The 13,852-nt window shown below is 59.3% G+C and carries 10 protein-coding genes; 7 read left to right on the plus strand and 3 right to left on the minus strand.

What is annotated here, in order from left to right; genetic code table 11:
* Window positions 1–519: 519 nt before the first annotated feature.
* Both ACOQFP_RS00200 and ACOQFP_RS00205 read right to left on the minus strand, forming a co-directional pair.
* Window positions 520–801, minus strand: coding sequence for a hypothetical protein (locus ACOQFP_RS00200; RefSeq protein WP_421583097.1), 282 nt, complete (start codon window positions 799–801; stop codon window positions 520–522).
* 762 nt (window positions 802–1,563) lie between these two features.
* Window positions 1,564–2,592: a hypothetical protein gene (locus ACOQFP_RS00205; RefSeq protein ID WP_037154200.1), complete on the minus strand. Its 1,029-nt coding sequence runs from the start codon at window positions 2,590–2,592 to the stop codon at window positions 1,564–1,566.
* 310 nt (window positions 2,593–2,902) lie between these two features.
* Between ACOQFP_RS00205 and ACOQFP_RS00210 the strand changes: the two genes are divergently transcribed.
* The 5 genes from ACOQFP_RS00210 (at window position 2,903) to ACOQFP_RS00230 (ending at window position 10,181) form a co-directional block, all read left to right on the plus strand.
* On the plus strand, window positions 2,903–3,382 hold the full coding sequence (locus tag ACOQFP_RS00210) for a DUF4429 domain-containing protein (protein ID WP_052058719.1): 480 nt from the start codon (window positions 2,903–2,905) through the stop codon (window positions 3,380–3,382).
* Between the two features lie 900 nt (window positions 3,383–4,282).
* Window positions 4,283–6,058, plus strand: a complete 1,776-nt coding sequence (locus ACOQFP_RS00215; RefSeq protein WP_141217138.1) for a hypothetical protein — start codon at window positions 4,283–4,285, stop codon at window positions 6,056–6,058.
* 44 nt (window positions 6,059–6,102) lie between these two features.
* Entirely contained in the window at window positions 6,103–7,503 is a 1,401-nt protein-coding gene (locus tag ACOQFP_RS00220; RefSeq protein WP_141217139.1) for a hypothetical protein, read from the plus strand.
* A gap of 803 nt (window positions 7,504–8,306) precedes the next feature.
* Window positions 8,307–9,122 carry an SDR family NAD(P)-dependent oxidoreductase gene (locus ACOQFP_RS00225; protein ID WP_094628099.1) on the plus strand — a complete coding sequence of 272 codons (816 nt, stop codon included), beginning with the start codon at window positions 8,307–8,309 and terminating at the stop codon, window positions 9,120–9,122.
* 54 nt (window positions 9,123–9,176) lie between these two features.
* Window positions 9,177–10,181 carry a GAF domain-containing protein gene (locus ACOQFP_RS00230; RefSeq protein WP_037154209.1) on the plus strand — a complete coding sequence of 335 codons (1,005 nt, stop codon included), beginning with the start codon at window positions 9,177–9,179 and terminating at the stop codon, window positions 10,179–10,181.
* Window positions 10,182–10,277: 96 nt separating this feature from the next.
* Here the strand turns inward: ACOQFP_RS00230 and ACOQFP_RS00235 are convergent, their stop codons facing one another.
* A complete protein-coding gene (locus ACOQFP_RS00235; protein WP_037154212.1) occupies window positions 10,278–10,730 on the minus strand; it encodes a helix-turn-helix transcriptional regulator in 453 nt (150 codons plus the stop codon).
* A gap of 1,124 nt (window positions 10,731–11,854) precedes the next feature.
* On the opposite strand from ACOQFP_RS00235, the gene ACOQFP_RS00240 reads away from it, so the two are divergent.
* Both ACOQFP_RS00240 and ACOQFP_RS00245 read left to right on the plus strand, forming a co-directional pair.
* Window positions 11,855–13,186: a hypothetical protein gene (locus tag ACOQFP_RS00240; RefSeq protein ID WP_421583098.1), complete on the plus strand. Its 1,332-nt coding sequence runs from the start codon at window positions 11,855–11,857 to the stop codon at window positions 13,184–13,186.
* A gap of 180 nt (window positions 13,187–13,366) precedes the next feature.
* On the plus strand, window positions 13,367–13,828 hold the full coding sequence (locus ACOQFP_RS00245) for a hypothetical protein (protein WP_421583099.1): 462 nt from the start codon (window positions 13,367–13,369) through the stop codon (window positions 13,826–13,828).
* The last annotated feature ends 24 nt before the right edge of the window (window positions 13,829–13,852 follow it).

Below are 13,852 nucleotides of genomic sequence, written 5' to 3' on the forward strand. Positions count from 1 at the left end.
ATCGAACGGACCTACCATCGCAAGCGTCGCCAACGCCGGCTCGGCAAACTCACCCCAACCGAGTTTGAGACAATCAATCAGTCCGCACACGCGGCCTGATTCACTCAACCCAACGAGTCAACCGAACTCGGGGCAGTCCCCGGCGTCACTGAAACACCGTTGTCGAGATGGACAATCATGGCTTACTGCGCTGCACGACTTTCTAGGCGACGTACAGATATAGAAGGCCCGTGACCGCACCGGCCGCGCAACCTACTGCGAAGTCCACGGCCGTCGACCCCGAGTTCACAACATTCTCCGCAGCGAGAAACCCCAGCCCGACCGCAGGCATCAAGGCAAACGCGTTGATGTACTCACTTCGGGTCGCGCCACTATTCCGAGCCAGCGGACCTTTCACGATGTAGTCACGAAATGTCTGCTGCATCAGTGCATCTCCGAACTGCTACGTGCCACATCCAAGGATAAGGCCCGAGACTCAGCACAGTTTGTCGAAGTCAAGCTGGCTACCGACACCTGCCTTCACAATCTGGCAAAGAAAGCCGCCGAAGCCCAACTCGGTATCGATCGGCTCTGCATCCAGACGTACCGTGTCGCGCACACGAACCGAACCACCGCCTGTCGATCCGCCAACCGAATCGGATCGTGCCGGGTCGGGACCGCCACCACAGCCATCGCCAACGCCCGCGGGATGGCACCGTGCAACCGGGCAGCGCTGACACCCATCACGACGGCATCGTCGGCATCGTCGGCACTGTAGGCCGCAACCGCGACACCGGCCGCCGCTGCCTCCAAGCCAGGCATCCACTCGGTCCCGACCCCGATCGTCGGGCACTGCCACGTAGAAGCCCGTCGCCACCCGATGCAGCAGACCCGAGTTCGTCAGGCGCGCGAGCTCGGCGCGCGGGTGCGCGTAGACATCGGCCGCCGTCGCTACGAGCACCATTCGCACCGGAGCCGAGCGAACTCGGAAGACACCCCGGCCTGACGGCGTCGAACATCGCCCGAAGTCACGGCAATCTCCACTGAGTATCGGATACGCAGGCTTCAGGCCTACAGAACCGATACTCATTCCGACACCGCAATCCAGCCCGTGCCTGCTGCGAAGTCCGTACGCATCCGCCTGCATCCACACGAGCGCTCACCGATGGGATAGCGACGAGTTGTGACATTCTGTGACACCGAACGCCGAATCGAGCCGCCGAACCGGCAAATCCACAGGTCACAAGCGACGCATGAACCCAGGTGGACGGACCGGGCTCGCTCAAGGCAAGGCCAACAGGCCAAAAAAAGACGGCTCCAACCATTTTCACTGGTCGGAGCCGTCCGGAAGAGCCCCCTAACGGGATTGAACCGTTGACCGCTCGCTTACAAGTATGTTGCGAGACAACCAAATACGTCCGCATGGAACCACCACAGAGGCTCTGACCTGTGTCAATCGTCCAAGCGGGACCATCCGAATCCACCGTCGTAGGTACCGACATGTGACACTCTCGTGACACTGAGACCTACTGGAGGTTGTTTGTCCTCGGCAGCCCGTGCAGTCGCTTCGCATTGTCGCTCTGATCAGTGGCCCATCCAAGGCTCCCGACCATGTAACCATCTCGACCGATTCTTTTCCTGATCGTGGAGAACAACCGCCGGCACATGACGCGGGGCCCAGCCGTTCAGAGGGTTCGGATCGTCGAAGAGCGCATTCGCGAACATGCCAGACGACGGAAAGAACGTGCCCTCGCGAGTCAGCCCACCCACGCTCAGCACCAAGACGTCAGATCTGGTGTCATCGTGCTGCTGCACGACTCGCTTCACCTCGGCCCGAAGGTCGGACCGTGTAAAGGAGTCGTGATACGCCAAGCCAATGTCGAATCCCAAGGTCGCCCGCAGGCTCGATCGGTAGTCCACAGGCAAGGCCGCCCAGGTACAGCCAACACTCCCGGCCGCGTTCTGATTTATTACAGTATTCGCCGGTATCGTGTCCGACGCTCGATGAAGTCGGCGGAGCACTTCGCCGGAGGGAGGGGACACTGATTTCAGGTGATCAATCATATGTTCAATCTCGTTACCGCGAGGCGGCAGCCGGTTTTCTCCATCCAAATTGAACCACACCGACACCATGGAACCTCGATGCTGACGAAGGCGTGGCTGCAAGCGTCCACAATCGCGAAAGAGGTGCTCCCGAAGCTGCTCGAAAAGCTTCCAACGCCCGACCGCATTCGGATACTTCGCCTTGGACGGGAGCATCAACTGTGCCGTCTCAACAGCGAATTCGCGCCCGCGAATGGACACCAAGCAGTCCGGTGGTTCGTTCCTGTGCGGCCCCGGACTGATTCGCTCAAAATTTGGTACCGATAGGTGATCGCGCACAAAAGCCGCGACGTCCTCGATTTCCTGTTCGGATTTGCTTCGACCTGCCGACCGCGCTTCAGGTAACTCCATCGCCACCATCACCACCGGCTCCTCAGTCGAATCCACAACACCCACAGCTCCGATTAGGTCGGTCAATCCAGGCGTCGACTGCCGTACGACCATGCCTGTCATCCGCATTCGTTGCTCGATCCGTATTGGAAATGCCGTGAACGAGTCCCCGTTGGTCATACGGAGAACATAGTTCAATCAAGCCGCTCAGTTAGTCTGTCCAGCGCACTTCTTCATTGTCCACTCACGCGGAAACAGGCTCATTCCTGTATAATTCCTCCGTGACGCCCCAACTTGTCCTATGTGTAAGTCCAGTTGAGCAAGCCGAACTCGCACACTGTTGCGATGTCGGGACTGCCCCGGCTCGGTCGCGTCGTGAAAACATCGGATCGTACCGGAGCGACCTGGCTCTGTCGGTATTGTCTGTTGAGCCACGGACAGGGCGACAAGCTGGAAGCCGTCGCCCGCGGACAAAGAGGAGCCCGTTCCGATGATCGCTGCAGCAGGCTTCAACGGCGTGGTCCGCTTCGACGGTCGATACGTCACCATCGAGCGAAGCGGGTTGATGGCCAGACTGTCGGTCGGGGTCGGAGAGAAGCGAATCGCTCTGTCTTCCATCCAAGCAATTCAATTCAAGAAGCCGACACCATTCGTCCTAGGGTACATCGAATTCACTATTCCAGGTGGCATCGAGGTGAATTCACGCTTCACATCGGCATCTCGACGAACGGCTGAAAGCGAGAACGCCGTAACCCTGGAGCGCAGGCACGTCCGCGACATGCTGGCATTACGCCAAGCGATAGACGACGCACTGGTAGCACCCACTCCATCTCCCCCTGCCACATCGAACCCAATTCCACCGCCTCCCCCGCACGTACCCGCGGGGTGGTACCCGAACCCCGATCGCAACGGAAGTCTCCGATACTGGGACGGACAGATGTGGACCACTCACACAGCCCCAGCGGGGTAGAGCAGAACCTATACACGACCGAATCGGTCCGGCCGAGGCCCTTACCTGTGTTTCATAAGTGCTGCATCTCGGGGCTTCGACGAAGAACGGCCCGGTCAGCTCACGCCAACGCCGGCTCGTGCCGCGTCGGCACAGCCACCACAGCCGTCGCCAGCGCCCGCGGAATTTCCACGCGGGTCTCTTCATCTCAGCAAACGACCGGGTGATGCTCCACAACTACCGATGGTCCTGGACGTCCTCCAGCGCCGAGTGGGATGCTGCGAATTGGGGTGCGCTTAGGCCAACACTGCAGGTCAGTCAGGTTGGCGTGGACGTCGATGGGCCAGGCGTCCGCGTGAGCGACCACTCTGGCCTTTACATAGACGGCTGGGGACGCATAAACCTGCGTGCCGATCTGGATGCGGGCGATAACTGGTCATGGAACCACCGGCGAACTCTTTCGATAGGATTTGAGCTCGTTATAACTATAGACGTGCCGATCATCCGGGGAATCAAATCGGCTCGGTCAACAATGACACTCCTGACAACCCTTCGTCGAATGCTGGCAATCTTTAGTGGATTCAGTGACTACAGTGCGGTGCGTACACGCTCATCGCGTCAAGAGCTCCAGTAGATCAACGCGGACCGCCATTGACGTGACAGGACCTCGCCCTTACGGGCGACGCCGATGACGTTGCGGCGGAACTCCGCGGGAAATGCTTTCAGCACGGGAACATCCTTCCATTGTGAGGAACGATCCTCGCAGATCAGATGTTAACCAAAGCCAGGGAAGCCCGGCACACTGCTCAGCGACTGTGCAGAACATTCAAAGCCAAGCAACTCGCGAAAAACGCATGCACCATCCCACCCCAGTTCCCCAACTTACCCAGCTGCTTGACAGCAGTCGACTACGATCAACCGATGAAGATATCCTCTCTCGTCAAACCGGCAAGAAGACCCCACGACATCGCGATAAGAGGTCGGGCTGTGTATTACTCGTATTCGTTCGACCTCGGCCCTGGTCTGAATATAGAAAAATTAGCCGATCAACTTCTTTTAAAGAACCTGGGCAAAAGCGCGGCATCACCAATCTCGGATGAAGTCAGATTCAGCAAGTCCCATATCGAGACGGAAATAATTTTACGTGATATTCAATCGATCAAGACCTTGCAACACGCACTCAAATCTGGAGACTTGTCTACACTTTCGACTTTTCGCCGATATTTTTGGCTATCTCTCAAGGTTGCATCTTCGGGATATTTTCAAAAGCTCAGATCAGGAAACGCAACCGAGGAAACGTCAAAGACAACAGGCGAAATTGAGGATTTGAGCGTTAAACTGGATAAATCGCAAGAGGAACTGCGCCTGAGTCAATCACGATCTGAGGCGTGGGCATCGATACGCAACCTCGCGGAACGTGATCGATACGCTCCACGCTATTTCGACAAGATCCCTTACATCCGGGTCGAGATGAGACAGGTCCCATACACGAGCTTTCTAGTCGGCCAAGACGTCATCGAAGTCTCACTACTGCTCCACACGTCCGGCGTCTGCATTCTCACTCTTGCGTCTGCCGTATCAACCGCCCTGGACCTTAAAGAAATGCGAAACTGCATGGTGAGCGATCTTAACCGAATCGACACCGTCAACATTGCTGCGCCAATTTACAACCACTATTGCAGCGCAAACGGAGTCCAACGGTCCAAATCGAATGATCTCATGCGCGAAGGTGTCGGCTGGATTGCCCTTAGCACCAGCGACACAGCCCAGCTGACTTTTCACTCGGTGTTCGAGATCTATCGCGATGCGATAAGATCGGTTTTTGGCAGTGGTGGGCGCAACGATTGGAGCTCCTACACCATGTTGTCGATAGGGGCACCGGTGTGTGCGTGCGAGGGCAAAGCCGCAAAGGACAGACATCGCCACGATTTAGCGCTGACTGCGCTCAGGGCGACGTCAGCTGTACCTCTAAACGCAGACACAGTGTCAGAATTACTCGCGAATAAACTGAAGGTCTCAGACCGGGAGCTTTGGGTATCTGCAGGTAGCGCAATCTATGCAAACTGGGCCGCGAATGAGCCGGACTATCGGGAAGACTTGATGCAACTCATTCCGATCGAATCAGCCGTTCGACAAATTCGCCAGCTGCAGCAGGTCGATCGCGAGACATCTACGGCCACGGTTCGTGACAAGAAACTGTTCGCCTCACAGGGAATGCTGGCAGTAGGCCTCCAAGAGTATCGAAGAAATCTATTGAACGGGCCGGATGACGAGAACATAATAAATGCAATACTTTCCTCAAATTCTGCTGACACTCTTTATGAAAGATTACTTGACCGCGTCAAAATTCTTGAGAGCATAGTTTCTACGCGCTACTCCAGAATGCAGACTCGACGCTCGATCGCAATCACATCGTCCGGTTTCCTCGTAGTAGTTATGTTTTTAATGCCTCGCATTAGCGAATCGATCCGAACGTTTGAAAGACAGAGTAAATGGTCAAAGGATTTGGTATCGCTTGCGTCGGACACACTAGGGGGACGTGGGCCCCTGGTGCTGTTTATATATTTCGGCGCACTCGCGCTTACAGCCTTTCTTCTCGTGGCATTCTCGATTCGGTGGAGGAGAAGCGGACACCGGCATCGCCAGTACGGGTTAAAGCTACCGCACAATAAGTCCGTCGATACAGTCGGAGACTAGTCTCATCACTGACAGACATTGCACCCGCTATCCAAGGAGCCGCCTTGAGCGACAACGACACTGACCCGCAGCCACTCAGAGGGACCTTCTGGTTGGCCAGCGATTCGTTAAACTCGGTACGCGCCAGCTTGCAATACCGCGACGGCACCGAAGCACTCTTGACCGTCGACGGGCAGATCACACCCGGCCGGTCCCAGCTTCGGCACACAACCGGCTCCAGCGCAACCACCATTCGCGCACCCCATCCTGATGATGCCGTCGCTGACTTTGAGCCGGTGACAGTTCACGGGACTCTAGAGGACGGAACCGCACTCACCCTCCTCGATACACGGATTATGTCGTCCCCGCTGTGGCCACCTCGGTCGCCCCAGCAACGCGCGACAGTACAAACGACTGTCCGCGGTGCGCATCTGACTGGTCCGGAACATCAATTTCACTCGATTCGCTTCTCAGTAGACATCCCTGGGGGTTGGGACCACCTGGCCGCTGACTCGTCAGGTAAATACGCTGTTGCTGAGGGTATTTCGTTCACCGTCATCGAAGACACCGCCGGGCGTCTGCTATTCGAGTACGTCTCAAGCTCGCCCCGATCATTGCTTGAGTTGAGAATGAGCGCTTCAAACGCGATTGCAGGCTTGGTGCAATTATGCACCCGACGTGAACCGCGTGTTTCCTCAATCTCCGTCTCAGCCGATGTAGACGGGCCGTTGCTAGCAGTCAAGCTGACCGAGGAACGCGACACTGAGTCCCGCCCAATGCGGACTTTTATACCTCTAGAGGCACTTACGGTAGAAGTATTGGTTCACTGGCTCAGCGTCTGGCAGAAAATCGGAAACTTGGGTGATGCCGTTATCGCTGGCCGAGATGATGTGGTTGAGGCCAATGTACTCGTTCTGTGTGCTGTAGCCGAAGGCCTGGACAACCGTCTTTTCGGCGACACCAACGAGCAGCTCGTTTTGACGGAGGGACAGCGAAAGACGATCCGCAGGTCGGCCCGGTCCGCAGGGCTTCGCGCGTTTGACGATCTAGGAACGCCTGCCGCTCGCGCGGACATCGAACGAAGCCTGACCGACAGCTTGGCGGGTTTCGGCAGAATGACCTTTTCTGACAGGATGAACCGTTTGGCGACAAAAGCTGCTACAACAGCTCCAGGGATAATCTCGGATTTTTCAGAGTCTGACATTGCGCCACATGAATCATGGCAGGACCTTGTAACTTTTGCGCGAAACACAATGGCCCATCAGATAAGCAGATTCGTGGGAAATCGACATCGTGATCGTCATTACAGGCTACTTATTTCGGTGTCAATGTCGTTGGATTGGGTCTTAAAAATTCTGCTGCTGAACGAATCCGGGATACACCCCCTCATCGTTGAGAGGTCGGTAATTAGCGATGCTGAGTTCCAGTACTACCGAGCAAATATCCGTAGCACACTCAATTGCTGATTCAGGTGCACGCCTCGGTCGTACATCGTAAAATTTGTTGGTATCGATCGCAATCCACGCCAGGTCCACCGACTCCACCGCTCCTCACGCCGCGACGTTTAGCCATGCCTGACCCGATAGCTTCATCTCCCAATCAGATTCGTTGACAAATCCGAGAATTGTCACTGGAGCGGCCCGGTCTTGACTCTGCTGCAATCCTTTGTAAAGGAAACATTGTATGAGGGCGCGAGTCGGCAATGGGTCACCGCCTTCACTACACCGGAACATCGGCAGCGTTCGTGATCGGTTGCTCCTCCCGAGAAATCGTCGGTTGGCACGGTTCGACGGTCGAAGACACCACTATGATTACCACGCAGTGGTGATAGCACCATGCGACGAGATTACGGTGGAATCGAACTGGCTCAGGGCTCACTCATCACAGCGACGCTGGCAGTCCGTCGCGCAGTGCTGTTGTGCAACGAAGCCGTGCAGGGAACGGTCTTGTTGCGCTCACCGCAGTCAGTCCCGTTGGCGCGAGTGAGTTTGCGATGGAGGCCTGCTGATCGATCCGCAGCGGAAGTCGGGATTCACCTCAGCTACCTCAGGCGTGGCGACCTCCCCTGCGATCACGACCGGACGGTGCATTAGCTGACCGAAGGTGCGCGGCCGGGCGCTTCGATTTCGCTCACCAACAGTCGCAACCCAGAAATCACGACAGATCGGTACAAATGGGATCACAGACCAGCTGGTTGCTAGCGCAGCCGCGATCTGTTCGTTACGGTACCTAGTTACTGAGGGTAGCGAGATGCGGGAGGCGCAGGCAGATGCCAGGGGCATGGAAAGCAGCGGTTACCGGCGCGGGTTCGGGAGTGGGCCGTGAAGTGGCACTGCGGCTAGCGGGCCAGAACTGGTCACTTGCTCTCGCGGACAACAACTACGACGCACTCCTGGACACACAGTCTCGATGTGCCGCTACAACCGAGATCGCAAGCGCGGCCAATGTCGACGTCGCCGACCGGGCCGAGATCAACTCGTGGGCGGCATCTTCGCGCAATGCACTCGGCGGTATCGATGCTGTCTTCAATGTCGCAGGCGTTCTTTACAGCGGCGACGTCATCGATACTCCCCCAGCTGACTTCGATTTCGTGATGGCAACTAACTTCGAGAGTGTGGTGAATAGTTCTCGTGCCTTCCTGCCAGACATTCTGAACTCGCGCAGAGGTCGAATTGTAAACGTCTCATCTGCATTCGGGGTTGTGTCCGCACCAGGTTACTCGGCATACAACTCGTCCAAATTTGCCGTTCGAGGCTTCACCGAGGCGTTGAATCAGGAGTTGCGGCTGGCATCACGAACCGCCCGCGCGACATGTGTCATCCCCGGCGGGCTGAAGACATCGATCGCCAGAACAGCACGGTCGGCACCAAGCGTCGACCAGGGCCGCACTGCCGAGCTCTTCGACAGCCGTATAGCCCGAACCGCACCCGAAGACGCTGCTCGAAAGATCATCGCAGGAGCGTGGAAAGGCAAGCCGCAAGTGACAATCGGGCAGGACGCCCGACTCGTGGACATTACCGCACGCGTACTCGGCCCTCACTACACCAAGATTCTGCCTGCGGTCCAGGCATTGCGAAGGCACTGACAAGCCATCGAACACAGACAACCATCTAACTAGACCTGCGGGGGTCGGTCGACCATGTCGAACAGCTGGATTCTCATCGAGACGTTCGGAGACGCAGAGCCGTCCGTGATCGGAGTTGGGTCTTCACCCAAATCCTTCGTTCCTCCTCGTAACGTTCTCCGCAGCTCCGCCAGCCGGAAAGAGGCAGGGGCCGCGGTAGCGGAGGCACTTTCTGCGGAAGCCATGGTGGATCGGCTATCCAAAGACGGCAACAGGCGAGTACTGGCCGAACCATTGCGAACGTTTGCCGGCCGTACGCACGGTGCGTGGGTGTGGCTCGGTCAGCGCGACGAGACTCCACCACCACGAGACGCCGCCGGGGCGTGGCAGTTCAACCTCACCAAGAGCACGGCAAGTGGTAGCAACGACCTGCTCGATCTCTACCGCGTTCCGCAAGACGAGCGCGAGACCCAGCGTGCACTCGCGGGCGCGTTCACCCGACTTGTCACCAACCGTGACGAGAGCGAAGCAATGGCCAAGATCGTGCAGTCAGCGCCGGGCACCACTCACCAAGCGGTCTGGACAGTGAGGCGGGACGACGGTGAACTTCGGGCCGCGCACTTCTCGTGCCGGATGATTGCCGAAGACGGGGTTTCGGGCACCGAAGTCATCCTGAGGGGCATCACCCACGACATCGGCCCCGCAGGGGAAATCAATATCGCTCCCCCACCTACAATTCTTGAGCATCGCGTTCTGGAGGCTTCCACCAAGGAGGGCGAGTACCGCGCACTGGTCAACCTCAGAACGCTCAACCTGTTGCGCTGGTACAACTCTGACCCCGCACCGGATATCTGCTGGGAAAACCTTCCTGACGAACCGGTACCTGCAATTCATCCGGACGACGTACCAATTGCGAAGCAAATGTCGAACACACTCGCACGCGAACGCGCCAACGGCGTGCTTCGCTTCAGAACTATTGACAGAAATTGGAAGCCGATGACAATCGACGCGGTTTTAGTTTCACTCGATCAGCACACCACGGCCGCACTCGTCACTCTGACCGAATTGTGCGAGGAGTAAATAATCTCGCGGATTCCTATGGATCCACAGAGACCTTTGCGGACTCAGGGAGATGGAATCCCTTAGGACCTGACTGCGTTTTATAGTTGCGTAGTTTTACAAGGACTCTGCGCGTGTCGTGCGGGCTTCGCGAGTTCGACTCCATGCAGCTGCGACCGTTTGAGGCGTTACCCCATACGTACCGGCAAACGACTCGATGCGCTCCTCGCTCTCGGGCTTGCGCCCCCGTTCGATGTCGGCGAGAACAGTGGTCGACAACCCGAGCAGCTGCGCCGCGTCGCCCTGGGACAGCGCGGCGTGCACCCTGAGGTCGGACAATTTCAGCTGAGACTCCGGGATCGGAACCAGCGCCGCGACCGACGTGTGCAGTGCGTTCGCAATTCGGCCAAGCGTCGCAGGCGGAGGCGTTGAGCGCCCCGTCTCCCATGTCGATACCGCCTGCCTGGTCGCGCCGACTTTAGCCGCGAGGTCGTCGGCACTGAACCCCGCGCGCACCCGTAGCTCGCGCAACCGGTCGGCGCGAAATCCACGAACTCCGCTTCGCGGCACTGTCCCCAACTCCCTGTCGATCTTGCAAGACAGTCCCATTTTCCTCGATCGGCGACGACCGCGTTCTATTGTGCGTTTTATCGTTGCGCACTATTGTTGCAATCATGCTTCAGTCATATCTGAGTTCCGCGCCGCTGAACCAATTGCGCGGTGTACCGAACCTGTTCTACAGTCCTGATGCGCGCCCAAAAGGGATTCCTCGGTGCTTGTCTATCTCGGCACTGCTTGTAGCGCGGGACATCAGGTCGGTCTGTTCACAGAATCCGTCCGATCATTCCTGTCGGGAGTTCCACATGTTCGCGTCGCTCGCCCTTGCCGCATCACAGTTGCCGTCGACGGCTGAGACCAGCAATTACCAACGTCGAAGCTCAGCGTTGGGCCATCACAGACGAGGTGCGACGGCAGCTGCACTCACCCGACATCGCTGCTTTCGCCGAGGTTACGGGGGCGAATCAAAGTGAGTGCCGCACGGGATGCGATGGTGCCAAATGTTCTCTCACAGAAACAGTTCTGCGCGTCAATCGTCGTAAATCGGACACACGGCGACTTGTTTGCATGCTCGCTCGACCACGTGCATTCCGGTCGCCACCAATACATCGGTGACGACGGAGCCCTGCTAGCCGAATGGGGTCCATCCACATCGTGCAATGAGCGGTCCATGCCAACCCGCAAGCCGTAGACCTGCCAGTTCGGACTGCAACCCGACTCGAGTGGGATTTCGCTGATAGTCCCACTCGTGAGCTACAGGCCCCCCGACGCCCTGCAGCTCGACCGATGGACCGGCGCGAGGGTCGCGCAGCGAGCGCATCTCATCATGTTCAGCGCTGGGCGGCCCCGCCGGGACATCACCCCTCGAAGTCACACCCATTCGCACAGAAAGGATTCCGATACCCGATGTGGATTTTCCAGCAGCCTTGGTTCTGGCCGGTGGTCTTCGGCTGGCTCTGAGGCCCCAGCACGTGATGGGTGCGTGTGACTGGCCCACAACCTATGGATCGCACGCACCCATCCACTTCTCAACCCTCTCGCCACCTATAACCAATTGTCGCCAGAACGGTTGCTTCGCAATCGCATTCACCAGCAGGGCCCGATCACCGGGTCGCACCAGAAAGGGATCGACACCAATGCCAGCATCACAGGGCACCGGACACCACCGCTCATCCAAGAAGCGAGGGCGGGTGATGAAATCGCTGCCCGCCGTGGCCGCGGTGACGATCGCCGGCCTGACCATGCAGGCCGCTCCCGCGCAGGCTGCACCATCTCAGCCGGGAGTGACCAGTCCTCGAGGATCACAACCGGGGGTCACGAGCACACCCCAGACGGCACCGGCCACCCCGCCGCCGCTAGCTCCGAAACCGCGCCAGTACTTGGACGGCTACCAGCCATCACCACAGGTGCAGCAAACCCCGTCGCGTAGCTACGACGACTACCTGGCCGGTAACCAGCAGTCCTCGAACTACCAGAACACTTACTACCAAGCCCCCGCTCAGCAGGCTGCCCCGAGCGAAGCACCCCCGGCGCTGCAGGCGACTCCGCCGCCACCGCCGCCGGTCCCGACGGTGCAGCGCAAGGTCATCGCCCCGATCGAGGCCCCGCCCGGAACCTTCATCGCCGGCGGGTCGTTGGTGCCGGTCGATACCAACATCGTCGACCAGAACCTGCTCACACGTACCAACAACACGTTGCAGGCGATACAAGCCGATGGCGGAAACTGGCTCGTCAACAACGGATTCGCCGACGCGCCCCGCGCCGACCGGATCGCAGCGGGTACCGCGACCGGTGTCATCACCGGCGGCGCTGTCGGCCTCGCGGCATCGGTGGTCCCGGCCGCAGTGATCACCGGCACCGCTGCTGCTATCGGCGGCGGACTCGGAGTCGCCGCTACCACCGGCACCGGTGCGGTCGTCTGGGGAGGACCGGTGGGTTGGGTCTTCATCCCCGGCGCAGCCGCACTTGCCGGAGCAGGCGTCGGTGCAGCACTGTCGGCACCGATCGTGCTGGGCCTGACCGGCACAGGCGCTGTCATCGGCGGCATTCTCGGTGCCACCGTTCTCGGCGGCGAGCAGCAGATCATCGAAGAGCCGGCCCCCGCCCCTGTGGTGGTTCCCCCGGCTGCCGACAGCGCCCCGACGATCCCGCCGGCCGCGACAGTCGATCTCCCCGGCCCCATCGGGCAGGTTCGCGACACTCTCGCGGCCGACCCGAACGGCCGCCAGCTTCTCGCGGCGGCCGACACAGCCGTTCAGAACGCGGCTCCGATCGTCGACAAAGCCGTCAGCGATGCGTCGGTGTGGACCGCACCGGCGGCCTCGGCAGTGCAGGGCTTCACCTCGAAGGCCCTCGAACAGCCGCAGGTGGCTCAGACCTTCGAGACGGTGCAGTCGGCTGCAGCTCCTCTGGTCGAACAGGCCACTGCCGCTTTCGGCGGCCTGCAGGCGGCGTTCGCGCCCGCCTGATTCGCCCTACAGCCAGCTAGTTGGACCAGCCAGGAAGGACTTTCCCAGATGATGCGCCGTTCGACGACATCTCCGATTGCCAGTGCCACCGGCCCCGCCCGATCAGGGGTGCCGTCGAGCTCGCCCCGTGTGCCGCGATCGCGCCGACGCGCGGTCGCGGCCATCGGGGCTGTTGTGTGCGTGGCTGTCGCCGCCGCTGCGTTGTTCAGCGGTGGCGACTCGGAGCCGGACACGACAGCCACCGACACGATTGCAACGTCTTCCTCGGTCGCGCCGACAACCGTTGCGGCCGGGCCGGATTGCTCGATGCCGGCCGGTGATCAGGACAGCGGACCCGGGGTCATCGCGGCGTTCGAGCACGCCTACTACGTCCAGCGTTCGGGTGCGGCCGCGCACGCTCTGGTCTCACCGAATGCCCCGGCGAGTGCCCCGTTCAACGTCGAAGCCAACCTCGACGCAGGTATCGCCACCGTCCCGGCCGGCACCACCTACTGCCTCGACATCGACCCGCTACGCACCGGTTCCTACACCCTCACCCTGACCGAGAGTGGCCCGAACGGGCCTGGGACGCAGTACCGCCAGCGGATCACCACCGATCAGGTCGACGGTCGCTACGTCATCGCCGCCATCGAGCAAGCGTGATCACCCACCGCCGCCACAGCGCGA

The organism is Rhodococcus sp. MALMAid1271, from assembly GCF_049195265.1.
In the GTDB taxonomy this organism is placed as follows: Bacteria; Actinomycetota; Actinomycetes; order Mycobacteriales; family Mycobacteriaceae; genus Rhodococcoides.